At 65.9% G+C, this 26981-nt stretch carries 23 protein-coding genes; 17 read left to right on the top strand and 6 right to left on the bottom strand.

Annotated features, from left to right (window positions below):
- Positions 1 to 12: 12 nt before the first annotated feature.
- From LH400_RS02465 to LH400_RS02455, 3 genes are read left to right on the top strand one after another with little or no spacing between them, the layout of a single operon-like run.
- On the top strand, positions 13 to 2220 hold the full coding sequence (locus LH400_RS02465; protein ID WP_229151048.1) for a PepSY domain-containing protein: 2208 nt from the start codon (positions 13 to 15) through the stop codon (positions 2218 to 2220).
- Positions 2201 to 3181 carry an FAD:protein FMN transferase gene (locus LH400_RS02460; protein WP_229151047.1) on the top strand — a complete coding sequence of 327 codons (981 nt, stop codon included), beginning with the start codon at positions 2201 to 2203 and terminating at the stop codon, positions 3179 to 3181. The genes LH400_RS02465 and LH400_RS02460 overlap by 20 nt, the downstream gene beginning before the upstream one ends.
- A complete protein-coding gene (locus LH400_RS02455; RefSeq protein ID WP_491014607.1) occupies positions 3178 to 5067 on the top strand; it encodes a heavy metal translocating P-type ATPase in 1890 nt (629 codons plus the stop codon). The genes LH400_RS02460 and LH400_RS02455 overlap by 4 nt, the downstream gene beginning before the upstream one ends.
- Before the next feature lie 88 nt (positions 5068 to 5155).
- Here the strand turns inward: LH400_RS02455 and LH400_RS02450 are convergent, their stop codons facing one another.
- Together LH400_RS02450 and LH400_RS02445 are read right to left on the bottom strand one after the other, a co-directional pair.
- The gene (locus LH400_RS02450; protein ID WP_229151045.1) at positions 5156 to 5671 is read right to left on the bottom strand and encodes a flavin reductase; all 516 of its coding nucleotides are present in this window, start codon (positions 5669 to 5671) and stop codon (positions 5156 to 5158) included.
- An 8-nt stretch (positions 5672 to 5679) separates the two neighbouring features.
- Entirely contained in the window at positions 5680 to 7239 is a 1560-nt protein-coding gene (locus LH400_RS02445; RefSeq protein WP_229151044.1) for a 4-hydroxyphenylacetate 3-hydroxylase family protein, read from the bottom strand.
- Positions 7240 to 7333: 94 nt separating this feature from the next.
- Between LH400_RS02445 and LH400_RS02440 the strand changes: the two genes are divergently transcribed.
- Complete coding sequence (locus LH400_RS02440; RefSeq protein WP_229151043.1) at positions 7334 to 8254, top strand: helix-turn-helix domain-containing protein; 921 nt, start codon at positions 7334 to 7336, stop codon at positions 8252 to 8254.
- 184 nt (positions 8255 to 8438) lie between these two features.
- On the opposite strand, the gene LH400_RS02435 is transcribed toward LH400_RS02440, so the two are convergent.
- From LH400_RS02435 to LH400_RS02425, 3 genes are read right to left on the bottom strand one after another with little or no spacing between them, the layout of a single operon-like run.
- Positions 8439 to 10409 carry a primary-amine oxidase gene (locus LH400_RS02435; protein ID WP_229151042.1) on the bottom strand — a complete coding sequence of 657 codons (1971 nt, stop codon included), beginning with the start codon at positions 10407 to 10409 and terminating at the stop codon, positions 8439 to 8441.
- Between the two features lie 36 nt (positions 10410 to 10445).
- Entirely contained in the window at positions 10446 to 10613 is a 168-nt protein-coding gene (locus tag LH400_RS02430) for a hypothetical protein (RefSeq protein ID WP_229151041.1), read from the bottom strand.
- Positions 10610 to 12058 carry an APC family permease gene (locus LH400_RS02425; RefSeq protein WP_229151040.1) on the bottom strand — a complete coding sequence of 483 codons (1449 nt, stop codon included), beginning with the start codon at positions 12056 to 12058 and terminating at the stop codon, positions 10610 to 10612. Before LH400_RS02425 ends, LH400_RS02430 begins: the two co-directional genes overlap by 4 nt.
- Positions 12059 to 12176: 118 nt before the next feature.
- Here LH400_RS02425 and LH400_RS02420 point away from each other — a divergent pair, with 118 nt between their 5' ends.
- Positions 12177 to 13211, top strand: a complete 1035-nt coding sequence (locus LH400_RS02420; RefSeq protein ID WP_229151039.1) for an AraC family transcriptional regulator — start codon at positions 12177 to 12179, stop codon at positions 13209 to 13211.
- A gap of 230 nt (positions 13212 to 13441) precedes the next feature.
- On the opposite strand, the gene LH400_RS02415 is transcribed toward LH400_RS02420, so the two are convergent.
- A complete protein-coding gene (locus tag LH400_RS02415) occupies positions 13442 to 14626 on the bottom strand; it encodes a cytochrome P450 (protein ID WP_229151038.1) in 1185 nt (394 codons plus the stop codon).
- A 152-nt stretch (positions 14627 to 14778) separates the two neighbouring features.
- Between LH400_RS02415 and LH400_RS02410 the strand changes: the two genes are divergently transcribed.
- The 12 genes from LH400_RS02410 (at position 14779) to hpaI (ending at position 26956) form a co-directional block, all read left to right on the top strand.
- Positions 14779 to 15726 (top strand): LysR family transcriptional regulator, encoded by a 948-nt coding sequence (locus LH400_RS02410; protein ID WP_229151037.1) that lies wholly within the window; start codon positions 14779 to 14781, stop codon positions 15724 to 15726.
- Positions 15723 to 16223 (top strand): homoprotocatechuate degradation operon regulator HpaR, encoded by a 501-nt coding sequence (gene hpaR / locus LH400_RS02405; protein WP_370638310.1) that lies wholly within the window; start codon positions 15723 to 15725, stop codon positions 16221 to 16223. Before LH400_RS02410 ends, hpaR begins: the two co-directional genes overlap by 4 nt.
- A gap of 93 nt (positions 16224 to 16316) precedes the next feature.
- On the top strand, positions 16317 to 17468 hold the full coding sequence (locus LH400_RS02400; protein WP_229151036.1) for an ABC transporter substrate-binding protein: 1152 nt from the start codon (positions 16317 to 16319) through the stop codon (positions 17466 to 17468).
- A gap of 229 nt (positions 17469 to 17697) precedes the next feature.
- Complete coding sequence (locus LH400_RS02395; protein ID WP_229151035.1) at positions 17698 to 18738, top strand: branched-chain amino acid ABC transporter permease; 1041 nt, start codon at positions 17698 to 17700, stop codon at positions 18736 to 18738.
- A complete protein-coding gene (locus LH400_RS02390; RefSeq protein ID WP_229151034.1) occupies positions 18735 to 20507 on the top strand; it encodes a branched-chain amino acid ABC transporter ATP-binding protein/permease in 1773 nt (590 codons plus the stop codon). The genes LH400_RS02395 and LH400_RS02390 overlap by 4 nt, the downstream gene beginning before the upstream one ends.
- Positions 20504 to 21259 carry an ABC transporter ATP-binding protein gene (locus tag LH400_RS02385; protein ID WP_229151033.1) on the top strand — a complete coding sequence of 252 codons (756 nt, stop codon included), beginning with the start codon at positions 20504 to 20506 and terminating at the stop codon, positions 21257 to 21259. The genes LH400_RS02390 and LH400_RS02385 overlap by 4 nt, the downstream gene beginning before the upstream one ends.
- Before the next feature lie 77 nt (positions 21260 to 21336).
- Positions 21337 to 21735 (top strand): 5-carboxymethyl-2-hydroxymuconate Delta-isomerase, encoded by a 399-nt coding sequence (locus LH400_RS02380; RefSeq protein WP_229151032.1) that lies wholly within the window; start codon positions 21337 to 21339, stop codon positions 21733 to 21735.
- A 113-nt stretch (positions 21736 to 21848) separates the two neighbouring features.
- Positions 21849 to 23366: a 5-carboxymethyl-2-hydroxymuconate semialdehyde dehydrogenase gene (hpaE, locus tag LH400_RS02375; RefSeq protein ID WP_229151031.1), complete on the top strand. Its 1518-nt coding sequence runs from the start codon at positions 21849 to 21851 to the stop codon at positions 23364 to 23366.
- Between the two features lie 86 nt (positions 23367 to 23452).
- Complete coding sequence (hpaD, locus tag LH400_RS02370) at positions 23453 to 24442, top strand: 3,4-dihydroxyphenylacetate 2,3-dioxygenase (RefSeq protein WP_229151030.1); 990 nt, start codon at positions 23453 to 23455, stop codon at positions 24440 to 24442.
- A gap of 19 nt (positions 24443 to 24461) precedes the next feature.
- Positions 24462 to 25343, top strand: a complete 882-nt coding sequence (locus LH400_RS02365) for a fumarylacetoacetate hydrolase family protein (protein ID WP_229151029.1) — start codon at positions 24462 to 24464, stop codon at positions 25341 to 25343.
- Positions 25340 to 26146 (top strand): 2-oxo-hept-4-ene-1,7-dioate hydratase, encoded by an 807-nt coding sequence (gene hpaH, locus LH400_RS02360; RefSeq protein ID WP_229151028.1) that lies wholly within the window; start codon positions 25340 to 25342, stop codon positions 26144 to 26146. Before LH400_RS02365 ends, hpaH begins: the two co-directional genes overlap by 4 nt.
- A gap of 9 nt (positions 26147 to 26155) precedes the next feature.
- On the top strand, positions 26156 to 26956 hold the full coding sequence (gene hpaI / locus LH400_RS02355) for a 4-hydroxy-2-oxoheptanedioate aldolase (RefSeq protein ID WP_229151027.1): 801 nt from the start codon (positions 26156 to 26158) through the stop codon (positions 26954 to 26956).
- The last annotated feature ends 25 nt before the right edge of the window (positions 26957 to 26981 follow it).

Genomic DNA, 26981 nt, shown 5'->3' with positions numbered 1-26981 from the left:
GGAGTGAGGGCCATGATCCGTGCACTCCATCGCTGGCCGGGTCTGCTGGCTCTCGCGCTCGTCACCATTCTCGCCCTGAGCGGCGCGGCGCTGTCGGTCTTCCCCGCAGCCGAACGGATTGGCGCGCCGCAGGCGGAGGCCGGACTGACGGTGGGCAGCCTGGCCTCCCGCATTCAGGCGGCCTATCCGGGCGTCGAGCAGATCCGCCGCGCCCCGTCGGGGCAGATCACCGCCTACTGGTTCGATCAGGGAACGCCGGGCGCGGCCGTGATCGACCCGGCGACCGGCAAGGGCGTGGCCTCGGCCGATCCTAACCAGGTCGAACGGTGGCTTACAAACCTCCACCGCTCGCTGTTCCTCGGGGACGGCGGGCGCATCGCCATGGCCGCGGGCGCCGCGGCGATGCTGGTCCTCGCCTTCTCGGGGGCTGCCTTGGTAGCCCGGCGGACGGGCGGCTGGCGACGCTGGTTCTCCCGCCTGCGGGGGCCGCTCGCAGGCCGGCTGCACGTCGAGATCGCCCGCATTGCCGTGATCGGCCTCGTCCTCTCCTCCACCACCGCCCTGTGGATGACGGCCTCCACCTTCGAGCTTCTCCCCAACGGCGGCGCTATGCCCGCCTTCCCGGCCGAGGTGAGCGGGAGAACGGGGCTCGCTCTCGATCGGATGCCTGTCCTCGGGCAGACGCCGGTCGGCGAACTGCGGGAGCTGAGCTTTCCCTATCCCGGCGATGAGACCGACGTCTTCACGCTGAAGACCGACCAGGGAACCGGATATCTCGACCAGGGCAACGGCGCGCTTCTGACATGGGCCGACCTGACGGGGTGGGAGCACGTCTCGGAAACCATCTACATGCTGCACACCGGTCAGGGTGCGGCGACGCTCGGCCTCGTGCTCGGTCTGATGGCGCTCGGTGTACCCGTGATGGGAGCGACGGGTGTGCTGGTCTGGCTCGCCGGCCGGCGCGGGCGGCCCCGCATCCGCGGCAATCAGCGCGCGGGATATGCGGAGACGATCCTGCTCGTCGGCAGCGAGTGCGGCAGCACATGGGGCTTCGCCGCGACGCTGCACGCCGCACTGACCGCTGTGGGGCAGAGCGTCCATGTCGGCCCGATGTCGGCCTTCGCGCCGGAACGCTACAGTCGGGCCGAGCGGATCATCCTCCTCGCCTCGACTTATGGTGACGGTGCGGCTCCTGCCTCGGCCAAGGGGTTCCTCGACCGGCTGGGCGCTGCCGATCGCGCCCCTGACATTCCTCTGGCCGTTCTCGGCTTCGGCGACCGCAGCTTTCCCGCCTATTGCGCCTTCGCCAAGGCCGTCGCTCGGGCCGCCATGTCGAAGGGCTGGCCCGAACTCATGCCCTTCGACACGATCGACCGCCAGTCGCCGCAAGACTTCGCGCGCTGGGGCCGCGCGCTCGGAGAGGCGCTCGGCATCGACATCGAACTGTCGCATCGGCCCGTCCTTCCAAAAACCGAGACGTTGACTCTCGTCACGCGGCGGGACTACGGCGCCGAGGTGCAGGCCCCGACCGCGATCCTCCGCTTCGCCCTGCCGCGTCTCTCTCTCTGGCAGCGGTTGACCGGGTGCGGCTTTGCCCGGTTCGCAGCCGGCGACCTGATCGGCATCCTGCCGGAGGGCGGCGCCGTTCCGCGGCTGTATTCCCTCGCCTCGAGCCGCCGCGACGGCTTCATCGAGATCGTCGTGAAGAAGCACCCCGGCGGGCTTTGCTCGGGCCAATTGACGGCGCTGGAGCCGGGCTCCACCGTGACGGCCTTCCTGCGACGCAATCCCGGTTTCCGGCCCGGTCGGAGCCGGGCGCCGCTGATCCTGATCGGCGCCGGAACGGGCATCGGGCCGCTCGCGGGCTTCGTGCGCGGCAATGCGCGGCGCCGGCCCGTCCACCTGTTTTTCGGCATGCGGCATGAGGATAGCGACTTCTTCTATGGCGAGGAGATGCTCGCATGGCAGGAAGAGGGCCGTCTGACCCGGCTGGTCACAGCCGTCTCGCGCGGGACGCGGCGCCGTTACGTGCAGGACGCGCTGCGCGACGACGCTGTCCAGGTCGCGCAGCTCATATGCGACGGAGCGCGCGTGATGGTCTGCGGCGGGCGCGACATGGCGGCGGGCGTGGCCGACGCCTTGGCCGAGATCCTCGCGCCGACCGGGCTCACGCCGGAAGTTCTGAAGGCGGAGGGACGGTATGTCGAAGATGTCTACTGACCGGACAAGGCTCGCCTTGAACGGTCCGACCATGGGCACGCGCTGGTCCGCGCTCTTCTTCGCGGAGCCGGGGTTCAACAAGGGTGGGGTCCAGGCTGCGCTTCAGGCGGCTGTGGATGAAGTGGACGTCCAGATGTCGATCTGGCAGCCGGACAGCGACCTGATGCGGCTCAACGCGGCGCCCGTGGGCGATTGGGTGGCAGTCCCCACGCACCTCCTGCACGTTCTACGCCTTGGCCTCGAGATCGGGCGCGCCTCGGGCGGAGCGTTCGACATCGGCATGGGCGATGCGGTGACGGCCTGGGGCTTCGGGCCGAAGGCCGCGGCGCCCGCGAACATCCGTGCCGCGATGGCCGCGAAGCGTAGCCCGGCGCATGAGGTGCTGGAGATCGACGGCGCTCATGTGCGCAAGGCCCAGCCCATCGCCCTCGACCTCAACGGCATCGCCAAGGGCTACGGGGTCGACCGCCTGGCCGAGACCCTCTGCGACCACGGGATCGGCAACGCCCTTGTCGGGATCGATGGCGAGATCCGCACGCTCGGCCTGCGTCCGGACGGAGAAGCGTGGACCATCGCCGTCGAGGCGCCGGACGCCGAGCGTCGAACGCCCCATTCGATCCTCGCGCTCGAGGACGCCGCCGTTGCAACCTCCGGCGACTACCGCCACTGGGTCGAAGTCCAGGGACGGCGCCTGTCGCACACCATGGATCCCAAGCATGGCGCGCCCCTGATAGCGTCGCCGGCCTCCGTCACCGTGGCGGCCCGCAGCTGTGCCGAGGCGGATGCCTGGGCAACGGCGCTTATGGTGCTCGGTCCCGACAGAGGCGCGGCGCTCGCGAGAAGAAGCGGGCTCGACGCCCTGTTCCTCCTGCGCGATGATGGAGGGAGCGTAAGGGGCGTGGGAGTCGGACGTCTGTTTTCCGAAGAGCCAGCGGCGCTCGTCTCGGCAGGGGGGACATGAGCCGCGTGGAACGGACTGCGACCGATCGCTTCAAGACCGCTATCCTGCTCTTGGCGGCGACGGGCCTGATCGCGGGACTTGCAGTCTACTTCGCCGGCCGGCCCGGCATCGCGAACCTCATCTGGATCGCCGGGGTCGTTCCCGCACTTGCCGCGCTCGTGGTCGAGATCCTGCGCAGCTTGCGCTCCGGCGAAGTGGGGCTCGATATCGTTGCTGCGCTCTCCATGTCGGCGGCGCTCGTCTTCGGCGAGACGCTGGCGGCGGCGGTCGTCGCCGTGATGTATTCGGGCGGCACCTTTCTCGAAAGCTTTGCCGAAGGCCGCGCCCGGCGCGAGATGCACGACCTCCTGTCCCGCGTCCCGAGGACCGCCGCCCGTTACCGAAGCGGCGGGCTTGAGGACGTTCCCCTCGACAAGATCGCACCCGGCGATCGTCTCCTGATCCGGCAGGGCGACGTGGTGCCGGTAGACGGCGCGGTGGCATCCGAGGCGGCCTTCGTGGACACTTCGGCCCTGACCGGCGAATCCCTTCCGGTGCGGCTGGCGCGCGGGGTCGACGCCATGAGCGGCTCGACCAATGCGGGCGAGGCCTTCGACCTGACAGCGACGCGGCCTGCCAAGGACAGCACCTATGCCGGCATCGTCCGGCTGGTCGAGGAGGCCCAGGCGTCCAAGGCGCCGATGTCGCGGCTGGCGGATCGATGGTCGCTGGGCTTCCTTGCGGTCACGGTCGCCATCGCCGTCGCAGCCTGGTGGTTCACCGGCGATCCGATCCGAGCCGTCGCCGTGCTGGTCGTCGCAACGCCCTGTCCGCTGATCCTCGCCGTTCCGGTCGCGCTGGTCGCTGGCCTCTCGCGCGCGGCGCATTTCGGGGTGCTGATCAAGGGCGCCGGGCCGCTCGAGGCGATGGCGCGCATCCGCACCCTGATCCTCGACAAGACCGGCACGCTGACCGACGGACGGCCGCGGATTGTGTCGATCGACAGCCGGGACGGAATGGGCGAGGACGAGATCCTGCGCCTTGCCGCAACCCTTGAGCAGGCATCGAAGCATCCCGTCGCCCAGGCCATCGTTGCGGCGGCCAAAGCGCGCGGTCTCGCATTGCCCGTCCCCTCCGAGGTCTCCGAAATGCCCGGCGAGGGCGTCGTCGGCCGGGTCGAGGGGCGAGCGGTCGTCGTAGGCGGCGAGGGGTTCGTCGCAGGGCATGTCGGGCGCAGCGCGGGAGACAGCTCCGCTCTTCCCGCAGGCTCCGTCCTTGTCGCCATCGCGGTGGACGGCCGGATGACCGGGCACCTTGTGATGGCCGACCCGCTGCGCGAAGACGTGGGCCTGACGCTCGCAGGGCTTCGGCAAGAGGGGATCCGCCGCATTCTGCTTGCGACCGGCGACCGGGCCGAGGTGGCCGAGCGCGTGACGCAAGGGCTGGGGCTCGACGGGCTTCGTTCCGGCCTGACGCCCGACCAGAAGGTTCTGCTGGTCCTGACCGAGCGCAAGAACGGCCCGGTCATGATGGTCGGTGACGGGGTGAACGATGCGCCGGCTCTCGCCGCCGCCGATGTCGGCGTGGCGATGGGGGCGCGGGGGGCGGCAGCGTCCGCCGAGGCTGCCGACGTGGTCCTCCTGGTCGACCGGATCGACCGGCTGGGGTCCGGCATGGAAATCGCCCGCGCCTCGGGTCGGATCGCGGTCGAGAGCGTCGTTGCGGGGATCGGCCTTTCGGTGCTCGGCATGATCGCCGCCGCCTATGGCTATCTCACGCCCGTGCAGGGAGCGCTCCTGCAGGAGGCCATCGACGTCGCGGTGATCTTGAACGCGCTGCGCGCGCTGCGCATTACGCCCCGTGAGACTGCAACGCCGGCCGCTGCGCGGAATCCGGGCGAGCGCTGATCCTGATCGCCGGCGGTGGCTGTGTTGCAGTCTTGAGCACCACGAGGCGAAAAGGCTCCCCGGCCGGAACGAAACGACCGCTTGCGGACTATCCCCCGAAGCTGCCGGCCTGCGCCGGGACCATGTAGGTCCGATCCATGTAGAGGAGGGGGTTCGGGCCTTTTGCGGCGCCGAGCCTCAGGGCCGTCACGCGGCCGATCATCACATTGTGGGTTCCCACGCGATGGATATCCGCCGTCTCGCAGTCGAGCGAGACGATGGCGTCGTCGAGGGCCAGCGCGCCGGAGTCCATCGTCACCCAGTGGGCTGCGGCATAGCGCTCTTCCATCTCGCGAATGCCCCCGGCAAAGCCGGAGGCGAGACCGGTGTGGTCATTGGTCAGGACGTTGACGCAGAAGCGGCCATTGGCCTTGAACGTCTCGACCTGGGCCGAACCGGCATTCATGCAGACGAGAACCGTCGGCGGCTCGTCCGTCACGCTGCACACGGCGGTCGCGGTGAAGCCGCCGCGACCGGCCTTACCGTCGGTCGTGATGATGTTGACCGGCGTGCAGATGCGCGCCATCGCGTCGCGGAACTCGATCTTGGAAACGGTGTCGGTCATGGCGCACCTCACTCGGCTGCCTTCAGATGGGCCTCGCTGCCGAGCGGCGGCAGCCAGGTATCGCCGGTCCAGCCGTTCTCGTCATAGTCCGACATGCACCGGTCGACGAGAGCTTCCATCTCGGCCAGCGTCCCGCCACGCTCGGCACCCTTCAGGACCTGCAAGCGCACCTCTTCGGCCGCGCCGGCATAGTTCAGCTCGTAGAGCGCATGGCGGCCGCCGAACTCGGTGCCGGTCGCGTCCCACAGAAGCTTCATGATCTTGATGCGCTCGATATGGCCCATGCCGCCGGAGCCGCGCACATATTGCGACAGATATTTGTCGATCTCCGGGTTGGCGAAATCCTTGGCCGAGGAGGGCAGGTAGATGAGACCGGAAGCGACCACCTTGCGCACCGTCTCGATGACCCTGGGATAGGCTTCGGACATGAAGGTCCGGTAGGACAGCGCAGCCTCCAGGTTCGGCAGCTTGGTCCCGTTCGCCCAGTCGATGGGGTTGTGGGCCATGGCGTTGGAGAAGCTCCAGAACATGTGCCTGAGGGCGATCACCTCGCCGAGCGCTGCCTGATTGCCGCGGAACGCCGAGCCGCCCGTCGCCCGAAGGGCTTTCGCGAGAAGGCCTGCCAGGAAGTCGAGCTTCACGGCAAAGCGCGTGCAGCCCTGGAAGCAATAGCCATGCATGAAGCCGGAGGCGGGGTGGAAGGAGAGGATCTTCTTGGCGTCGCGCAGGACGAGCACGTCCTCCCACGGGATGAAGACATTCTCCAGAACCAGGATCGCGTCGTTCTCGTCGAAGCGCGAGGAGAGCGGATAGTCGAAGGGCTCGCCCACCCTGTTGGCGGTCTCCTCATAGGAGACGCGGCAGAACATCTTGATCCCCGGCGCATTCATCGGAACAATGAACATCACCGACAGGGAGGGGTCCTCGGTGACGGTCGCCGAGCTCTGGGCGAGGAAGTTGTAATGGGTCAGCGCGGATGAGGTCGCCACGACCTTGGCGCCGGACACGTAGATGCCGGCGTCCGTCTCCTTGGTGATGTGGACGAAGACGTCCTTCACCTGATCGGCCGGCTTGTCGCGATCGATCGGCGGATTGACGATCGCATGGTTCATGAACAGCACGGACTCCTGGGCGCGCGTGTGCCAGGCGAGGGCATTGTCCTTGAACGGGCCGTACCAGTCGGCATTAGCGCCCAGCGTGTTCATCAGCGCCGCCTTGTAGTCGGCGGTGCGGCCCATCCAGCCATAGGACATGCGGGCCCAGTCGGCGATCGCGCCCTGCTGGGCGACGAGATCCTGCGAGGAGCGGGCGACGCGGAAATATTTGTGAGTATAGCCGCCATTGCCGGTGTCGGTCGGCGAGGTCAGCCGGTCCTTGGTCGCAGGATCGTGCAGCGCATCATACAGACGGGCATGGGAGCGGGCGGAATTGCGCATCGCCGGATGCGCCGTGACGTCCTTGATCCGTTCGCCATTGATATAGACCTCGCGCCCGTCCCGCAGGCTCTCCAGATATTCCGCGCCGGTAAATGGACGCGTCTTGTCCTTCCGGAAATCCTCAGATCGCATGCAAGCCTCCCAAATATCTTATCATGTTAAATTTAGCTCTCGCCGGCCAGGAAGCCATGGACGGAACGGGCGAAAGACCTGTACTTTTTCGACCATGAAACATTCCGGCTCATCCGCTGACGCCAGCGCTTCGATCCCCGAGTTCCACATCTATGGCGAGCCGGCGCGCGATCTCGGGGTCGGTTTCCTGCACGTCGAAAAGGTGAGGGATCGCAACGCGATCCATCGTGGCGAGGTGGGGGCTCACATGCATGAGCAGATGGGCCAGATCACCTATTGGACGTGCGGATCGGGCTGCTACCGGATCGAAGACGGGAGCTTGGACTTTTCAGCGCCTGCGGTCAGTTTCGTGCCGAGCGGCGTCGCGCATGGATTCTCCATCGCGCCGGATGCCGATGCGATCGTGATATCGATCTCCAATGCGCTTCTGTCTTCGCTGTCGGAGTTGACGACGCTGCCGCTCGGCCTGCCGCATCTCGTCACCGGGACGAAGGATCCGGCTGCGTGGTTGCGCCTCGACCAGACGATCGCCGCCATCTGCGAGGAACAGCAGGTGAACGGCCGGGCCGACGACAGGCTGATGCCCTTGCTCCTCGCCGCGGCGCTGACCTATCTCGGTCGTCTGTCCAACTCGCGGCAGCTTCGTCATCTCACGCCGGCGGTCAGGCTCGCCAGCGAACTCCGCGCGGCGATCGACCGCCACTACCACGAGGCTCTGACCGTCGATGACTACGTCGGCAGGCTGAACACGACGCGCTATCAGCTGGAGCGCGCCGCCAAGCAGGTTCTCGGTCAGTCGATCAAGGAGGCGGTGCTCAATCGCCGGCTGATCGAGACCAAGCGCCTGCTTCTCTTCACGATCCGCTCCGTCGAGGAAATCGCCTACGAGACGGGGTTCAGCGATCCGGCCTATTTCTCCCGGTTCTTCACAAAGCGGGTCGGCCGGTCTCCGGCGGCCTGGCGCCGAGACGAGGCGCGCTTGCGCGGACCGGGACAGGAACCCGGCCGATATTGAAGGGAATGACGGTCGGACGAGCGCACGTTTCGCAGGCGCGCCCGCCGTGATGATCGTTTATCCGCCCTGCGAGGGCCGCAGGGCTCTTCCCAGCCCACGCGTAGCGTTGTCCGAGCGGCCGTGGGAAGGGCGATGAGGTGCCGCCTCGGCAATTTCACGCCATTCCTCGCAACCCGCGCGGGGCTCAGCTCCCGCAGCAGCTTCCGCCGGACTTGCCGGTGCGGTTGTCGATCGAGTGCTTGTTTTCGTCCGGCGGGAGATCCATCGCGATGTTGCGGTCGAAGAAGCCGTTCGGCTTCAGCATGAAGCCGGCATATTCCACGGGCATGATCGGAAAATCCTCGGGCTTGCACACATGGGTGTGGCCGAAGGAGTGCCAGAGCACGAGATCGGCGTTTTCGATCGGCCTGTCCTTGGCGACGTATTTCGGCAGCCCGTCGCCGCCTTGATGGACGTTCGGATAGTCGCCGCTGGCGTATTTCTCCTTTTCGTCGAAGGGCGTCAGCCAGACATGGCGCGTGGCGAAGCCGCCGCGCCGGCGCACGGTCGAACCTTCGTCTGCGAGCATCAGGGGGCTCGGATTGACGATCATCTTGTAGCCCGTCGGCTTGCCGACCGAGTTCTTCACGTTGGGATTGACGATTTTCCAGTAGCGCCCGTTCGCCCCGTCGGCGAGGCCGCTCGTGTCCTGTTCCGATTTCACGGTTCGGGTGAGCGTGTCGAAGACATTGCCATAGGGGTTGTCCTTGCCCATCGGGCGCGGCGCGAACTCCGTCTCGGTGACGGAATTGCCGCCGCCATCGACATCCATGTGCAGGCGCGCATTGAAGAAATGCTGGTGGGTCGGCCCGCCGAGATTGTCGTCGACCATGCCGCCATAGGGGTACGTCTCGCCATCGGCGATCGCCGAGGTCTGGATGATGCCGGTCAGCTTGCATTCGAGCTGGATCGTGCCGTCCTGGTAGAGATACCAGTAGAAGCCGTAATCGTAATTGCCGACGGTGGCGAAGAAGGAGACGACCAGGCGGCGCGAGCGCCGCACCTCGTGGATCCCGTTGCGGAATTCGTTGTGCTTCCACAGGATCCCGAAATCCTCCTCATGCATGCAGATGGCGTTCTGCATCACCATCGGCTGGCCGAGGTCGTCATGGGAGGGAACATCGAAATAATGGATGTGGCCAAGGCAGTCGCAGCCGAGTTCCAGCGTGTTGGCCAGCCGCCCGAGACCGTATTCGCCGGCGTCGAAGGCGCTCTTCCAGTAGTGGTTCGCGCCGGGATCGGCATAGGGCACGACCATTTCCGTGACCGATGCCCTGAAGATGATCGGGCGGAACCGGTCGCCGTCCTTTATGCCGAGTTCGTGCAGGACAAGGCCTTCGCGCGGGGTGAAGCCGACCCGGAACTGCCAGCCTTCCCATTCCACCTTCCAGCCGTCGACCTTGAAGCTCGGCCCGCCGGGCTGAACGATGTCGAGCGGCTTGACGCTCGTCCTCGGCTCGAAGTTCTCGCGGCCGTAATTGCGTTTCTTGCGCGGGACAGGGACGACCTTCTCCTCGTCGATCAGGTCGACCACGCGGTTCGCGATCAGGTCCACGACGGCGACGACGCCCTCGATCGGATGGGCGTAGCCATTGTCGCGAATATCCTCGCGCCAATAGCTGACGGCTCTGACGATGCGCTTGCCCTTCTCGAAGTCGCGGCCGAAGAAGCCCGAGGAGAACGGATCGACCTGAACGAGATCGAGTTCGGCCTCTTCCAGGCCGCGCCGCATGACGGCCTTTCGCCATGCAGGGTCGGCCTTCACGATCTCCTCGCAGCGGAAGAACTCCTCCATCATCACCGGCGGCTGGCCGTAGGGCTCGCGGTCGTGCGGGATGCGCTCGAAGGAGGTGATCTTGCGCTCGCCGAGATCGACAATCGCCTCGGTGGATTCGCCGCTAAGGAGATCGAGGCTGAGAACGAAGGCTTCGCGCGGGACCGCCTTGCCGTTCGAGCGGGCCTTCAGCTCTTCCTTGGTCGGCTCCTCCAGCCGCACCATCGGAAAGCGAACCTTCTCGCCGAGCTGCTTTTCGAATCTGACGATGTCGACTGCCGCCTTGATTTCCTCGAGCGTGAGGGGGTCGAGCGGATGATTGATGGTCTGGTGGATTGTCATCGATTTCTTGTGTCCTTGAGGCTGCTGTGCGGACGGTCAGCCGTCGCAGATCTGCGCCATTGCGCTGAAGTCGTGGTCCTGGCCGTGAACGCAGATCAGCGTGCAGAGGAGGTGGGTCTTCGCTGCCAGTGCCGCGGCGAGGGCGCCGGAAAGGGCGATGGCGGAAAGGCCGAGCGGCCGGGCTGGCGAGCTGAGAGCGATCACTCGAAAGCCTTCCCGAGCGAGGAATAGACCTGCGGTCGGGCCGAGCGCAGCCACATGGCGAAGGCGGCGCCGGCGAGGCCCACGAGGACGATCAGGTAAGGGAAGGAGGCGACGATCAGGCTGTCGGATCCGGACAGCAACGACAGGTTCGCCGAGACCAGGACGAAGGCCGCCACCAGACCGACCGCGCTGACCAGCGGCGCGATCACGGCGCGGATTGGGCCGACCTCGAGCGCCGGCCGCTTGCGGAAGAAACGGATCACCGCAAGGCAGACCAGAACCTGGACGGCGATGATCCCGACGACGGCAAGCGCGGACATCCAGGAGAAGACGACCGCATAGGGATCCTGACCGCCCACGACGAAGGCGAGAATGATGGCGGCCGCAATCAGGCTCTGGACGAGGCTCGCGACATGGGGCGAGCCATGTTTGACATGGACCGCGCCGAGCGCGGAGGGCGCCACGCTTTCACGACCAAGCGCGAAGAAGTAGCGGTTGATCGTGTTGTGGAAGGACAGGAGCGCAGCGAAGAGGCTGGTGATCAAGAGGACGTTCATCACCACGACCGACCAGGCGCCGAGCAAGGCTCCGGATGCGTCGAAATACAGCGTTTCGAGAGCCCCTTCGGAGCTCGCCACGATCTGGCCCGGCCCGTAATGCTGCACGATGGCCCAGGTGGAAAAAGCGTAGAACACGGCAATCAGCGTGACGGCCATATAGGTGGCGCGGGGGATCGTTCGTTCGGGCGTTTCCGCCTCCTCGGCGAAGATCGCGGTCGCCTCGAACCCGATGAACGAGGCAAGGACGAAGACCAGCGCGACGCCGAGACCGGGCGCAAAGATTTCCGAGGGCGCGAAGGACGCAAAGCCGATCCCTTCGGGTCCGCCGCCGGCCAGAACGATGGCGACGTCCAGAAGCAGCAGGATCGCGACCTCTGCCACCATGCAGTAGGCGAGGATGGTGCCGGAAAAGGCGATGTTGCGCCGCCCGCAGAAATAGATGACGACAAGTGCGCCGATCGACCAGACCCACCAGGGCGCAACGATGCCGAACGGATCGAGCGCGCCGGCCAGGAAGACTCCGAACAGCGCGTAGACGGCGATCTGAACGGCGTAATAGGTGACGATCGCGATCATCGCGCCGCCAATCCCCGCCGGCGTGCCGAGCCCCTGCTTGATATAGGCGTAGAAGCCGCCGGCATTGCCGACATAGCGGCTCATGGCGGTGAAGCCGGCGCTGAAGACGAGATATAGAATGCCCGCCAGGAGATAAGCGCCGGGAACGCCGACGCCGTTGCCGAACGCGAAGGCGACGGGGGAGGCTCCGACGACGGCCGTCAGCGGAGCGGCTGCTGCCACGACGAAGAACACGATATGGGCAAGCCCGATCGAATTCTTCGCCAGATGTCTCGTATCTTGCTGCTGTGCAGCAACGCGGTTCGTCATCGCGGTAATCTCCCTCAGCCGGAACCACGAAGCGTATGGAGGCGATTTCCGAGCCGCCATTGCAGAATGCGCCACAGATTCGATAATCTGCGCCAATTGTCGCGACGGAGGTCAGGGCATGGGTGGTGCGAAAAAAAACAGCACTGCGGTTCGCGCGCTTCCCACGATCCGCGCATCCGTGCTGGGCCCGCTTCTCAGGCGGTTGGATCAGGCGGGACCGCGCGCCGACGTGCTTCTCGCTCAGCACGGACTGCTCCGCGCCCAGGTGACCGATCCGTACGCCCAGATCCTCCTGAAGCGGTATGTCGCGATCTTCGAGGATGCGGCGCATGCTTTGAACGATCCCCTGATCGGGGCTCGTCTTGGCGCGTCCTGCACGCCGGCGGATCTCGGGCCGGCTGGCGTGCTCTTCTCGGTCTCCTCGACCATTCGCGAAGCGTTCGAACGGCTCGCCGCCTATGTCCATTCGCTGCAGGGGGCGACGAATATCGAGCTCATCGTCGAGCACAGCGACACGCTGATCCTCAACTATTCCCTGAGCGATGCAAAGATCTGGCCGCGTGTCCAGGACGCCGAATTTTCCTTGTCGGCGTCTTGCCATCTGGTGCGGCGCTGCTTTCGCACGAGCTGGCAGCCGATCGAGATCCACTGCGAGCATGATTGCGGAGAACGCGAGGCGGAGCTCCGGCAGATTCTCCAGGCGCCGATCCGCTTTCGTCAGAGCCGCAATCGCATCGTCATGGAGCGCCGCGAGGCCGAGCGCCCCTTCCGCGACGAGGATCGCGATCTCGTCTCGATCATCGAGCGCCATACCAAGAACCAGGCCGCCCAGATGACGAGCAACGATACGGGCAGCCTGCGACAGCAGGTGCTACGCGTCATCGGCCTGCACATGGGCTACAACCCGGTCACGACGGCGACCGTTGCGCGAGAGCTGCAGCTTTCGACGCGTTCCCTGCAGCGACGGCTGGCCGAGGAGGGCTCGTCGCTGCGCCAGCTTCTGCAGGAGCACCGCATGCAGCTGGCCGAACGCTATCTCGCCAAGGGCGACATGCGGCTCGACGCGGTTGCCGAGGTCCTGGGCTATGCCGACAGCACCGCTTTCGGCCGCGCCTACAAGAGCTGGACCGGTCGTTCGCCGAGTTCGAAGTGAGTTCCCTATGGCGGGGGCGGGTGCGCAGCCAAGGCGAGAACCGGATCGGCCAGGCTTTCGTTGACGGGGCGCCGGCCTCCCTGGTGCGGGTCAGCACACCGAGAATCGGCTGGCGCCGGCACGGCCGTTTCTTTTCCCGCTCGAAGCCGAGACCTTCGATAGGCGTCAGCCCGGCGCTTGCTGACGAGCCGGATCATTCACCCGGCTCGATGCGGCGCGTGCTGCCTGTTTCAGGCGTCCCAGCGCGCCGGCAGATTCAAGGGGCCGCGGAACACCCAGCCACCGAAGCGCACGGGATCGCTCTCGTCGAGCCGCAGGTTCTTCAGCCGCGAGAACAGCGTCGGCAGCGCGATCTCCCCGACCTGAGCGCGGGCCGCCCAGGCGCCGAGGCAGAAATGCGGGCCGCCGCCAAAGGCGACATGGGGTTTCTTGGGCCGGTCGATGTCGAAGCGGTCGGCATCCTCGAAGACGCTCTCGTCGCGATTGGCCGCTGCAAGAACGACGCCGATCCGTGATCCCGCGGGCAAGGGTACGCCCGCCAGCTCTGTGTCGATCGCCGTCTGTCGAGGATACATGCCGATCGGCGAGACCCAGCGCACGGTTTCCTCGAAGACCTTGCGCCACAGGGCGGGATCGGCTTCCACGCGAGACCGTTGCTCGTCATTCTTCAGGAGCGCGTAGGCTCCGGTGGCGATGGCGTCGCGCGGCTCGTTCAGCCCGCCGCCGATGATCACCTTCACATTCGCCGAGATCTCCTCGCGTGACAGCGGATCCTCGGCATGCAGCATGCAGGAGATCAGCGACTCGTCCGGATGGGCCTGGAGATAGGGGATCGTGACATCGAGCGCGGCGTCGACCCCCGCCGCCGCCTCGTCCGAGCGCCGCCAGACCTTCGGGTCGTCGGCATAGTTTCCGGTTGCGTCCATCATCGCCTGCGACCAGACGCGCAGGTCCTTCTGGTCGACGTCCTTCAGGCCGAGCATGGCGATCAGCGACAGCGAGGCGCAAGGCCCGGCGAAGCGATCGAACAGATCGACCGCACCGTCCTTCTCGAAACCGTCGATCAGCTCGTCGACGATCGCCTGGAAGGTGGGGATCCACTTGTTCTTGACGACGCCCGGCCTCAGTGCCGGTTCGCAGGCGGTGCGCTCGCGCTTGTGGGCCGCGCCGTCCTTGCGGATCATCGTGTGACCCATGACCCGGATCATCAGGGAGTTGGCCTCGTGGGCGCTGAAGATCTCCGGCTTGCGCTCCAGTTCAACGATGTCGGCATGGCGGGTGACGAGATAGCGGTTCGCCGCCGGCACGAAGGCGACCGGGGCCTCTTTCCTGAGCCGCTCGTAGATCGGGTAAGGGTCGTTCCAGAGATCGTTCAGGTCGATTGTTGCGGCAAAATTCTCTGAAATCGTATCCATACCGGCCTCCCAACCGCTCTCTCAGACCCTGTTCATCCGCGATGACGGACCTAACAGGTGATATTGCTTAACATAATAAGTATCGCTATCGTCCGTAAAATGGGTTTTTCATTGTTCTAAACTCAGTTTTTCCGAACAAGGCGCGCTGGTCGGTGAATCCCCGTTTTTCCCTGAAGCAGCTGGGGTATTTTCTGGCCGTCGCCGAGCACGGTTCGGTGCGCGCAGCGGCCGAAACACTCAATGTTTCGCCGACGGCTCTGACCCAGGCGCTGAACGATCTCGAGCGTGAGCTCGGAACGACGCTTCTACACCGCCAACGCGCGGTCGGCGCTAGGCTCACCCAGGCCGGAGCCAATCTCGTCGGGCAGGTCCGCACCGTTCTGGATTCCGCTTCCGACCTCCAGTCCCTGGCCGAGCGCTGGGAGCTGGAGCCCGCAGGCTCGCTCGCCGTCGGCTGCTTCTCGACCTTGTCGCCCTTTCTCGCCGCCAAGCTGTTGCGCGGTTTCCAGGACGTCCATTCTGCCATTGCGGTGGACCTCAAGGATGACGAGCACGATGTGCTTCTGTCCGAATTGGCGGAGGGACGGATCGAACTAGCAATCGTCTACGAGCATTGTCTGAGCGACCGCTTCGCCCGGGACGTGCTCTATCGCATACGGCCGCATGTCCTGCTGCCGGCCACGCACCGGATGGCGGACGAGCCCACCGTTTCGCTGCACGCCATCGCGGACGAGCCCTTCATTCTCTACGACGCCACCCCGGCTGGCGCAAATACGCTCGGCATCTTCGCCCATTTCGGCATCGTGCCGCAGATTTCCCGCCGAACCACGAATTTCGATCTGACCCGCTCTTTCGTCGGCGCGGGGTTCGGTTACTCCGTGATGCTGCATCACCCGACGAGCGACCTGACCCATGATGGCGAAAGGGTCGTGTGCCGCCCTATTGCAGAGCCATGCCGCGATTTCGGCATCGTGCTCGCTTGGCCGGAAACCGGGCGGCTCAGCCGGCGCGCGGAAGCCTTCCGCAGCCACTGCCGCCAGCAGCTCACCGACTTCGAACGATTTCTGAGATCTGCCAGACAGGAAGGAAGCATGGCATGAAGAAAGCCCTCGACACAGCCCAGGCCGCAGGGCAGCCGGCACGCACGAGCAGAGGGCGCCTGCGCGACTTTTCGCGGTCGCTGCCGATGTCGCTCTTGCGGGCGCGCGAAGCGGTCATGGGCCATTTCCGCCCGGGGCTTCGGCATTTCGATCTCACCGAGCAGCAGTGGCGCGTGCTGCGCGCGCTGACCACGGTCGAGAGCATCGGCACGATGAACCTCGCCTCGGCGACCTTCCTCCTGCCGCCCTCGCTGTCGCGCATCATCCGCGATCTCGAAGCGCGCGGGCTGATCGAGCGGTCGAGCGTCGCGGAGGATCTGAGGCGCGGCATGGTGGCGATCAGCCCCACGGGCCGGGATCTCGTCGAACGCGCCGGCCAGCATTCCGAGGCGATCTATGCGGAGATCACCCGGCGCTTCGGTGCCGAGCGGCTGCAACTCCTGCAGTCGATGCTGAAGGAGCTGGAGGAAGTGCTGGAGGAGCCGATCAAGGCCTGATCCCGCGACCGGTTGCCGGAAGAATGTGAACATGTTAAGTAGTTGACTGTGCCGCTTCGGGAGATCGCGGCCAGCCAATTTTCGGGAGGACGCATGCGCACATTCACCGTCGCAACACTCGTGGCGGGGCTTCTCGCCTCGACCGCGGCCCAGGCCGAGATCAAGATCGGCGCGATCCTGTCGCTGACGGGACCCGCAGCCTCGCTCGGCATCCCGGAAAAGCAGACGATCGACGTCTTGCCGAAGGAGATCGGCGGCGAGCCGGTCAGCTACACCATCGTCGACGATGCCAGCGATCCCTCGGCCGCCGTGCGTGCAGCCTCCAAGCTGATCAACGAGGACAAGGTCGACGTGGTGCTGGGCCCGTCGATAACTCCGACATCCCTCGCCATTCTCGAGACCATGGCCAAGGGCGAGACGCCGTTCATTTCGGCGGCGGGATCGGCGGTCATCGCCAGCCCGGTCGAGGGCCCGAAGAAATGGGCGTTCAAGCTCGCGCCGCAGGAATCCTCCATGGCGCATTACGTCTATGGCGGCATGGAAAAGGCCGGCGACAAGACGGTCGGGTTCATCGGCTTCAACGATGCGTTCGGCGACAGCTTCATCGGCGCGTTCAAGAAGGAAGCCGAGAAGCGGGGCATCGAGGTCGTCTCGGACGAGCGCTATTCGGCGCGTGACTCGAGCGTGACCGCCCAGGCTCTGTCGACGATCTCCGCCAGCCCGGATGCCGTGATCATCGGCGCGTCGGGTACGCCCGGTGTGGCGCCGATCCTGGAATTGCGCAGTCTCGGCTATGAAGGCGACATCTACATCAATCAGGGCATGGCCAATCCGGACGTCCTGCGGGTCGGCGGCGATGCGCTGAACGGCGTGAAGCTGGCAGTCTCGCCGGTTCTGGTGGCCGAGCAGCTCCCCGACGACAATCCGGTGAAGGGCGAGGCGCTGAAATATATCGAGGCCTATGAAGGCCAGTATGGCAAGGGGTCGCGCAACCTCTTCGGAGCCACGATCTGGGATGCCTTCAATCTGGCTTCCAAGGCCGCTGTCGAAGCCAAGAAGACGGCGGAGCCCGGCACGGCCGCGTTCCGCTCGGCGCTGCGCGACGAACTCGAGAAGCTGAACGAAGTCGTCGGCGCTCAGGGCGTCTTCACCATGAGTGCGACCGATCACAACGGCACCGATCTTCGCGCCGAATCCCTCGTCAAGATCGAGAACGGCGACTGGACATACGTCCCGCTCGACTGACCGGAACTCGCACGGCCGTCCGCCCGACAAGGGCGGACGGCCGTTCGGTGGTCGCGGCTGCGTGACCTTCCGAAGGCTCGCGGCGTTCGCAAGCGGTGTCTCGAGCCTCACAACGCGGGTGAGGTGCCGCCCCGCAGTCCTGCAGTCGCGTGGTCCCCTGTATTGCGAAATTCCCCATGGCTGACGTCGCAGGCATCACGACCATGCTTCAGCCCCTAGCGGACGACCCATGTCTTATCTCATCGCCGCCCTGCTCGCCCAGGATGGACTGACCAACGGCGCCATCTACGCGCTGGTCGCGCTGGCCCTGGTCATGGTCTTTTCCGTCACGCGGATCATTTTCATCCCGCAGGGCGAACTCGTGACCTATGCCTCGCTGTCGCTGGCAAGCCTGCAGCAGGGACGCGTTCCCGGCTCGCTCTGGTTGATCCTCATGCTCGGTGTTCTGGCAGCTGGCCTCGAAGCCTTCGCCTATCTGCGCAGGGACCGCTCGCCGGCGCGGCTGCGGGCCATGGCGGCCTATCTCCTCGTGCCGGCCGCCGTCTCTGCCCTGACCTACGCCACCGCCGATGCCGGGTTCGGCTTTATCTGGAACATCGTGCTCGTTCTCCTGATCGTCGTGCCGATGGGCCCGCTCATCTACCGGGTCGCCTTTCGCCCGCTCGGCGACGCGACGGTGCTCCTGTCGCTGATCGTGGCCATGGCGGTGCATTTCGTGCTGCTCGGCTGCGGCCTTCTGTTCTTCGGCCCGGAAGGCGTTCGCACGCCGCCGCTTCTGCCCGGACGCTATCCGATCTTCGGCGTGCCGGTGTCCGGCCAGGCGCTGGTGGTCATCGCGGTGGCCGTTGTCGCGATCGTGGCCCTGGCGCTGTATTTCGGCCGAACGCTGTCCGGCAAGGCGCTGCGCGCCACGGCGTTCAACCGGGTCGGAGCGCGCCTCGTCGGCATCCCCACCGAACAGGCGGCGCGCCTGGTCTTCCTGCTCGCGGGTCTTGCCGGCGCCCTGTGCGGCGTCCTCGTCGCGCCGATCACCACCATCTATTACGACACCGGCTTTCTCATCGGCCTGAAGGGGTTTATCGCGGCGATCTTCGCCGGGCTCGCCTCCTATCCGCTGGCCGCCCTCGGCGCCGTAATTCTCGGCCTGTTCGAGAGCTATTCGTCCTTTTTCGCCAGCCTCTACAAGGATTCCATCGTCTTCGCGTTGATCATTCCGATCCTTCTCTGGCGGTCGCTGCGGTCCACTCAGATCCAGGAGGATGAGGAATGAGCCCCCGCAAGATCGCGCTCCTGGCCTTCGCCGTCGTCGTTCTCGTCCTTCCCCTCGTTCTGCCGGTCTACGGCCTGACCCTGATGAACTTCATCGGGCTGGCGGCGATCGTCGTCGCGGGCCTCGTCCTCCTCACCGGCATCGGCGGGCTGACGTCCTTCGGGCAGGCGAGCTTCGTCGGCGTCGGCGCCTATACGACCGCCTGGTTCACCACCGCCATGGGCCTCTCGCCGGTGCTCGCATTGCCGCTTGCGCTGTTTGCGGGAGCGCTGTTCGCCCTCGTCATCGGCGCGGTGACGCTGCGCCTGTCGGGGCATTATCTGCCGCTGTCGACCATTGCCTGGAGCCTCAGCCTCTATTTCCTCATCGGCAATGTCGCCGCGCTCGGCGGCCATGACGGCATCCCCGGCGTGCCGCCGATTTCGCTCTTCGGCTGGGTCCTGGCCGGCCCGGTCTATACTTGGCTGATCGTTGCGGCTGTCGCTCTGTCGCTGCTGACGGTCGCCAATGTGCTGACCTCACGCGACGGCCGCGCGGTGCGCTGCCTTCGCGGGCGGCGGGTGATGCTGGAAGCCTTCGGCGTCGATACGGCTCGCTTGCGCCTGGCAATCTTCATCCATGCCGCCATCCTCGCGGCGCTCTCAGGCTGGCTCTACGCCCACCTCATCCAGTTCGTGAACGCCACGCCCTTCGGCCTCAACGCCAGTATCGAATATCTCTTCATGACCGTGATCGGCGGATCGGCGCATATCGTCGGTGCCGTGATCGGCGCCGGCGTCATGACCCTTTTGCGCGACGGTCTGCAGCGTCTCGCTCCCGGACTCGTCGGCAGCGGCGGTGCGACCGAGATCGTGATGCTGGGTCTCGTCATGGTCGTCCTTCTGCAGACGGCCCCGCGGGGTATCATGCCATGGCTCCTGCGCCTTCTGCCGGCACGCGGTCGGCCGCTGATGGAACTCGACCGCGCCCGCAGGATCCCGCCTTTCGACGGCCGCCCGAAACCCGAGCGGGGCAGCGAGATCCTTGTCGTGGAGGGCGCGACGAAGCGCTTCGGCGGCCTGACCGCCGTCAACAACGTCTCCTTCGACCTCAAGGCCGGAGAGATCCTCGGCGTGATCGGTCCGAACGGCGCCGGCAAGTCGACCCTTTTCAACCTCCTGACCGGCATTTCCCCGGCCACGGCCGGAGAGATTCGCTACCGGGGAGAGCGCATCGAGCGGATGGCGTCGCGCAGGATCGCCCGCCTCGGGGTCGCCCGGACCTTCCAGCACGTGCTTCTGCGCTCCGACATGTCGGCGCTCGAGAATGTCGCGGTCGGCGCGCATCTGCGGTCTCACCGCGGCTATCTCTCGGCGCTCCTGCGCCTCGACCGGCGCGAGGAGGAAAAGCTGCTGGCGGAGGCCATGCGCCAGCTGGAGCGGGTGGGGCTTGCCCATCTCGCCCATGCGCCGGCGGGCAGTCTCGCGCTCGGTCAGCAGCGCATCCTCGAGATCGCCCGCGCGCTGGCGGCCGATCCGGCGCTGCTTCTCCTCGACGAGCCGGCGGCCGGGCTGCGCTTCAAGGAAAAGCAGGAACTCGCCGAACTGCTCTCGAAACTGCGGGAGGAGGGCGTCGCGGTCCTCATCGTCGAGCATGACATGAACTTCGTCATGAACCTCGTCGACCGCCTGGTGGTGATCTCCTTCGGGCAGAAGATCTCCGAGGGTGTCCCGTCTCAAGTCCAGAACGACGTGGCCGTTCAGGAAGCCTATCTCGGAGTCGCGGCATGAGGGACGACATGATCGATCAGGCGCTTCTTGCGGTCTCTGACTTGCATGTCTCCTACGGCCCGGTCGAGGCCGTGGCCGGCGTCTCGCTGGATGTGCCGAAGGGGAAGATCGTCTCGGTCATCGGCCCGAACGGTGCCGGCAAGTCGACGCTCCTGAACGCGCTGATGGGTCTCCTGCCGGCCCAAGGAAGCGTTCGCCTCGACGGCCGCGACGTCGCTGCGTTGCCGGTCGAGTCCAGGCTGCGCGAGGGCCTCTGTCTCGTGTCGGAAAAGCGCGAGCTGTTCGCGGAGATGAGCGTTGCCGACAATCTCGCTCTCGGCGCCTATTCGCGCCGCCATGACCCGAAGAGCGCCGTGGAGGCCGACCTGGAAGCCGCCTATCAGCGCTTTCCGCGACTGAAAGAACGGCATAACCAGCTGGCCGGCACGTTGTCGGGCGGGGAGCGGCAGATGCTGGCGATCGCGCGGGCGCTGATGGCCCGGCCGCGCTTGCTGATGCTGGACGAGCCGAGCCTCGGCCTTGCACCCCTCATCGTTGCAGAAGTGCTGGAGACGGTTGCCGAACTTTGCCGGTCTGGTGTCTCGATCCTCATCGTCGAGCAGAACGCCCGCGCCGTCCTGAAGATCGCCGACTATGGCTATGTGCTCGAACAGGGCCGCGTCGCCATGGAGGCCGACGCTGCCTCGCTTCTCTCCGATGCCCGCCTGATCGAAACCTATCTCGGTTTCGGCAAGGGCCACGAAGCCGCCTGAAGCTTTCGTCGCGATTCCGACTTGACGAACCTCGGGCAATATATTTAACACGTTAACAAACGGGCGGTACGAGACCGATGCCTCATCTCATTCTCGAACATTCGGCCAATCTCTCGGCGAAGGCCGACCTTACGGCGCTCTGCCATGTGCTCAAGACGGCGGTGCTGGAAACCGGACTGTTCGAAACCGGCGCGGTGCGTGTGCGTGCGATCTCCTGCGAGACCTATGCGATTGCCGACGAACTGCCCGACAACGCCTTTCTCGACATGAGCTTCCGGATTGGCGTCGGGCGCAGCGACGACGAGAAGAAGCGGGCCGGGAAGACGATCTTCGCGGCGGCGCAGCGGCATCTGGAGCCGCTCTTCGACACGCCGCATTTCGCGCTGTCGCTGGAGATCCGCGAGATCGACCCGGTGCTCAGCTGGAAGAAGAACGCCATGCATGCCCGGCTGCGGGAGCCCGCGTCCAAGGGCTGAACCGCCTGTCGGCCGAGACCGCGCATCGGCGGGGCCGCGGCGAAGATGAACAGAACAAGGCGGCGCGCGAACCCGAAGCCAGGCCGCGTGCGCGATCGATAGAGGAAAGCGTCATGAGCGATTTCGAGACCCATCTCGCCAAGGCCGAGAAGTACCTTGCAAGGTTCCGCGAAGGCGTCGTGATGAACCAGATCGGCGGCGAGGCCGTCGAGGCGGCCGACGGGGACAGCTTCGAGACGATCTCGCCGGTCGATCTGAAGCCGCTCGCAAGGGTGGCGCGCGGCAAGGCCGCCGATATCGATCGGGCCGCCAAGGCGGCCAAGGCCGCCTTTCCGGCCTGGGCGGCGATATCGGGCGAGGAGCGCAAGAAGATCCTCCACAAGGTCGCCGACGCCATCGTCGCGCGGGCCGAGGAGATCGCCCTCGTCGAATGCATGGACACCGGCCAGGCCTACCGCTTCATGTCGAAGGCCGCGCTGCGGGGCGCGGAGAACTTCCGCTTCTTCGCCGACCGGGCGCCGGCGGCAAGAGATGGCGCAGCGCTGCGCAAGGCCGGACAGCTGAACGTCACCAGCCGCTCGCCGATCGGCCCCGTCGGCGTGATCACGCCCTGGAACACGCCCTTCATGCTGTCCACCTGGAAGATCGTCCCGGCGCTTGCCGCCGGCTGCACGATCGTCCACAAGCCGGCGGAATTCTCGCCGCTGACGGCGCGCCTCCTCGTCGAGATCGCCGAAGAGGCGGGTCTGCCCAAAGGCGTCTGGAATCTCGTCAACGGCTTCGGCGAGGATGCCGGCAAGGCGCTGACGGAGCACCCCGACATCAAGGCGATCGGCTTCGTCGGCGAGAGCCGCACCGGGTCGATGATCATGCGCCAGGGCGCGGAGACGCTGAAGCGGGTCCATTTCGAACTCGGCGGCAAGAACCCCGTCATCGTCTTCGCCGATGCCGATCTCGAACGTGCGGCCGATGCCGCCGTCTTCATGATCTATTCGCTGAATGGCGAGCGCTGCACCTCGTCCTCGCGGCTTCTGGTCGAAGCCTCGATCTACGAGGAGTTCACGCGGAAGGTCGCGGAGAAGGCCAAGGCGATCAAGGTCGGCCACCCGCTCGATCCGCAGACGGTGGTCGGGCCGCTGATCCACCCGAGCCACGAGAAGAAGGTGCTCTCCTATTTCGAGATCGCGCGGGAGGAGGGGGCGACGATTGCCGCCGGCGGCGAGAAGGTCGAGGGACCGGGCGGCGGCTGCTATGTCGCGCCGACGCTCTTTACCGGGGTCGCCAACGACATGCGCATTGCCCAGGAAGAGATCTTCGGCCCGGTGCTGTCGGCCATTCCCTTCGCGACCGAGGAGCAGGCGCTGAACGTCGCCAACGACGTCGCCTACGGCCTGACCGGCTATGTCTGGACCGCCGACATCACCCGCGCCCTGCGTGTCACAGACGCGCTCGAGGCCGGCATGATCTGGGTGAATTCGGAAAACGTCCGGCATCTGCCGACGCCCTTCGGCGGGGTCAAGAGTTCCGGCATCGGGCGCGACGGCGGGGACTGGTCCTTCGACTTCTACATGGAAACCAAGAACGTCGCCTTCGCCACCGAAGCGCACAAGATTCCCAAGCTCGCCGGCTGAGCGCGGCCGGAACCAGTCGATACGTCAAACGGAGCGAGCCGCCCGAAGCCAAGGCTGGGCGGGTTCGCTCACCGGGAGGAACCACGATGCCCATTCCAAAGCCGCAACTCTACCCGCCCTTCAACATCGTGCGCCTCAGCCACGTCGAATTCCTCGTCAGCGACCTGGCGAAGTCGCGGTCCTTCTACGTCGATACCCTCGGTCTTCAAGTCACCGACGAGACGGACGAAGTGATCTATCTGAGAGCACTCGAAGAGCGCGGCCATCACTGCGTCGTCCTGCGCAAGGCAACGGACGGTACCGCGGGCGAGGCCCGGCATCTCGGCTTCAAGGTCTATGACGAAGAGAATCTCGACAAGGCGGAGGGCTTCTTCAGGGGCCTTGATCTGCCTGTCGAATGGGTGGAGCGCCCCTATCAGGGCAAGACCTTCCAGACCCGCGATCCGCACGGCGTGCCGCTGGAATTCTACTGCAAGATGGACCGCCTCCCTCCGATCCACCAGAAATACGAGCTTTATCACGGCGTCCGGCCGCTTCGGATCGACCATTTCAACTGTTTCTCGCCGAATGTCGACGAATCCGTCGCCTTCTATAACGAGCTCGGTTTCCGGGTGACCGAATACACCGAGGACGAAGAGACTGGGAAGCTCTGGGCCGCCTGGGCGCACCGCAAGGGCGGCGTTCACGACATCGCCTTCACCAATGGCCGCGGCCCGCGCCTTCATCACACCGCCTTCTGGGTGCCGACCCCGCTCGCCATCATCGATTTGCTCGACCTGATGTCGACCACCGGCTGGCTGAAGAACATCGAGCGCGGCCCCGGCCGCCACGGCATCTCGAACGCCTTCTTCCTCTACATCCGCGATCCCGACGGACACCGCATCGAGATCTACTGTTCGGACTATCAGACCGTCGATCCGGATCTCGAGCCGATCAAGTGGGATCTGAAGGACCCGCAGCGCCAGACCCTTTGGGGCGCTCCGGCGCCGCGCTCCTGGTTCGAGGAGGGATCGCTCTTCGCGGGGGCAAAGGTGAAGGATTCCCAGCTCGCCGCACAGCCGATCATCGCGCCGTGACGGTAACGGAGTGCGCCTCATGACATCACGGCTCTTGAGCTTCATTGCCGATGGCAAGCGCGGATACGGCCTCGCCAAGGAAGGCGGGATCGTCGATCTGTCGGCCCGCCATGGCAGCGAGTGGCGCGACCTGCGCACCGCCGTCGAGGCCGGTGGGATCGACCGGCTGGTCCAGGTCGGAGAGGGGCTGTCGCCCGACATGGGCGAGGGGGACATCACCTTCGATATCCCGGTTCCGAGCGCCGAGAAGATCATCTGCGTCGGGGTGAACTTTCCCGACCGCAACGCCGAATACAAGGACGGCCAGACGGCCCCGCCCAACCCCTCGCTGTTTCCGCGGTTCGCGCGCTCCTTCGTCGGCCACAACGTGCCGCTGACCCGGCCCAAGGCCTCCGAGCAACTGGATTATGAAGGCGAGATCGTCGTCGTCATCGGCAAGTCCGGCCGCCATATCGCCGAGCGCGACGCGCTGTCCCATATCGTGGGCCTCAGCCTTTGCGACGAGGGCACGCTCCGCGACTGGGTGCGGCATGCGAAGTTCAACGTCACCCAGGGCAAGAACTTCGACGGCAGCGGCTCGATCGGTCCGTGGTTCGTGCCCTTCACCGGCGAAGAGCAAATTGCCGACATCGAGCTGACGACCAGGGTCAATGGCGAGCTGCGTCAGAGCGATCGCACGTCGCGGATGATCTTCTCCTTCAGAAAGATCATCAGCTACATCTCCACCTTCACCACGCTCGTTCCCGGTGACATGATCGTCACCGGCACGCCGACCGGCGCGGGTGCGCGGCTCGATCCGCCGGTCTGGCTGAAGCCGGGCGATACCGTGGAAGTGTCCGCCACCGGGCTTGGAACGCTCATCAACGGCGTCGTCGACGAAGGCGAGGCGCAGTCGTCATGAGCATCAGGGACGAAGACCTGGAGAGCATGGCCGAGGATTTGTTCCAGGCCGAGCGTACGCGGACCCAGATTCCGCTTCTCAGCCAGCGCTTTCCCGAGGCCGGCCTGAAGGAGGCCTACCGGGTTCAAGGCGCGCTGGTGAAGCGCAAGGAAGCGGCGGGGCTTGTTCGAAAGGGCTGGAAGATCGGCCTCACCTCGAAGGCGATGCAGTCGGCGCTGAACATCACGACGCCGGATTCCGGCGTCCTCTTCGACGACATGTTCTTTGCCGACGGCAGTCGTATTCCCGCCGATCGCTTCATTCAGCCGCGCGTCGAGGCCGAGATCGCCTTCGTCATGAAGGCGCCTCTCGAAGGCCCGGGCGTGACGCTGTTCGACGTTCTCAACGCCACCGACTACATCGTGCCGGCGCTGGAAATCCTCGATACGCGGGTCGTGCGTTCGGACCCGGCGACCGGCAAGGCGCGGACGATCTTCGACACGATCTCCGACAATGCCGCCAATGGCGGCATCGCCATGGGTGGCCGGCCGGTGCGTCCGCTGGACGCCGACATGCGCTGGATCGGCGCCATTGTCTCGCGCAATGCCGAGGTCGAGGAGACCGGGCTCGGCGCCGGCGTTCTCAACCATCCCGGCACCGGCATCGTCTGGCTCGCCAATCGCCTGGCCGAATACGGCTCGAAGATCGCGGCAGGCGAGGTCGTCCTGTCGGGCTCCTTCATCCGGCCGATCGAGGCGCGCCATGGCGACACGATCAGCGCCGATTTCGGCCCCTACGGGTCGGTCAGCCTGCATTTCGAGTGAGGATCGGCCATGCCCGCCCCGACCAACGCCTTCAAACAGCGACTGAAAAGCGGCAGTGCCCAGATCGGCCTCTGGGTGGCCCTCGCCAATCCCTATTCGGCGGAAGTCGTGGCCGGCCTCGGCTTCGAGTGGCTGCTCCTCGATGGAGAGCACGCACCGAACGACGTGCCGCTGCTGCTTTCGCAGCTCCAGGCGGTGGCGACCTCCTCGTCCCATCCGGTCGTGCGGCTGCCGATCGGCGAGACGTGGCTGATCAAGCAGGTGCTGGATATCGGCGCCCAGACGTTGCTGATTCCCATGGTGGAGGGCGCTGAACAGGCTCGCGAATTGGTGCGTGCGACGCGCTACCCGCCGCACGGTATCAGAGGTGTGGGTGCGGCGCTTGCCCGGGCCTCCGGCTTCAACCGCGTCACCGACTATCTTCCGACAGCAAATGACGAGATCTGCCTTCTCCTCCAGATCGAGACGCTGAAGGGCCTCGCGGCGATCGAGGAGATCGCCGCGGTGGAAGGCGTCGACGGGTTGTTCATCGGTCCGTCGGACCTTGCTGCAGATATGGGTCACCTCGGCAATCCCGCCTATCGGGACGTGCGGGCGGCGGTGGAAGACGGGCTGAACCGCATCAAGGCGACCGGAAGGGCCTCCGGCACGCTGGCGACCACCTTCGATTTCGCCGATGCGGTTCTTGGCCTCGGCACCGATTTCGTCGCCGTCGGCACCGACGTCTCGCTCCTGATGCGCGGCGGCGCCGACCTCCTGCGCCGATTCAAGCAGGACGGCAAAGAGCCTGGCAAGAGCGGCGGCTACTAAGGCGGGAGCGGCAGCGCAGCGCGGC

The sequence above is a fragment of the Jiella soli genome (assembly GCF_020615385.1).
GTDB lineage: Bacteria > Pseudomonadota > Alphaproteobacteria > Rhizobiales > Rhizobiaceae > VKMB-3413.
This window is presented reverse-complemented; position numbering and strand designations above follow the sequence as displayed.

Coding starts and splice junctions, on each gene's coding strand:
- LH400_RS02465 (WP_229151048.1), top strand. CDS start 13: ATGATCCGTGCACTCCATCGCTGGCCGGGTCTGCTGGCTCTCGCGCTC.
- LH400_RS02460 (WP_229151047.1), top strand. CDS start 2,201: ATGTCGAAGATGTCTACTGACCGGACAAGGCTCGCCTTGAACGGTCCG.
- LH400_RS02455 (WP_491014607.1), top strand. CDS start 3,178: ATGAGCCGCGTGGAACGGACTGCGACCGATCGCTTCAAGACCGCTATC.
- LH400_RS02450 (WP_229151045.1), bottom strand. CDS start 5,671: ATGACCGACACCGTTTCCAAGATCGAGTTCCGCGACGCGATGGCGCGC.
- LH400_RS02445 (WP_229151044.1), bottom strand. CDS start 7,239: ATGCGATCTGAGGATTTCCGGAAGGACAAGACGCGTCCATTTACCGGC.
- LH400_RS02440 (WP_229151043.1), top strand. CDS start 7,334: ATGAAACATTCCGGCTCATCCGCTGACGCCAGCGCTTCGATCCCCGAG.
- LH400_RS02435 (WP_229151042.1), bottom strand. CDS start 10,409: ATGACAATCCACCAGACCATCAATCATCCGCTCGACCCCCTCACGCTC.
- LH400_RS02425 (WP_229151040.1), bottom strand. CDS start 12,058: ATGACGAACCGCGTTGCTGCACAGCAGCAAGATACGAGACATCTGGCG.
- LH400_RS02420 (WP_229151039.1), top strand. CDS start 12,177: ATGGGTGGTGCGAAAAAAAACAGCACTGCGGTTCGCGCGCTTCCCACG.
- LH400_RS02415 (WP_229151038.1), bottom strand. CDS start 14,626: ATGGATACGATTTCAGAGAATTTTGCCGCAACAATCGACCTGAACGAT.
- hpaR (WP_370638310.1), top strand. CDS start 15,723: ATGAAGAAAGCCCTCGACACAGCCCAGGCCGCAGGGCAGCCGGCACGC.
- LH400_RS02400 (WP_229151036.1), top strand. CDS start 16,317: ATGCGCACATTCACCGTCGCAACACTCGTGGCGGGGCTTCTCGCCTCG.
- LH400_RS02395 (WP_229151035.1), top strand. CDS start 17,698: ATGTCTTATCTCATCGCCGCCCTGCTCGCCCAGGATGGACTGACCAAC.
- LH400_RS02390 (WP_229151034.1), top strand. CDS start 18,735: ATGAGCCCCCGCAAGATCGCGCTCCTGGCCTTCGCCGTCGTCGTTCTC.
- LH400_RS02385 (WP_229151033.1), top strand. CDS start 20,504: ATGAGGGACGACATGATCGATCAGGCGCTTCTTGCGGTCTCTGACTTG.
- LH400_RS02380 (WP_229151032.1), top strand. CDS start 21,337: ATGCCTCATCTCATTCTCGAACATTCGGCCAATCTCTCGGCGAAGGCC.
- hpaE (WP_229151031.1), top strand. CDS start 21,849: ATGAGCGATTTCGAGACCCATCTCGCCAAGGCCGAGAAGTACCTTGCA.
- hpaD (WP_229151030.1), top strand. CDS start 23,453: ATGCCCATTCCAAAGCCGCAACTCTACCCGCCCTTCAACATCGTGCGC.
- LH400_RS02365 (WP_229151029.1), top strand. CDS start 24,462: ATGACATCACGGCTCTTGAGCTTCATTGCCGATGGCAAGCGCGGATAC.
- hpaH (WP_229151028.1), top strand. CDS start 25,340: ATGAGCATCAGGGACGAAGACCTGGAGAGCATGGCCGAGGATTTGTTC.
- hpaI (WP_229151027.1), top strand. CDS start 26,156: ATGCCCGCCCCGACCAACGCCTTCAAACAGCGACTGAAAAGCGGCAGT.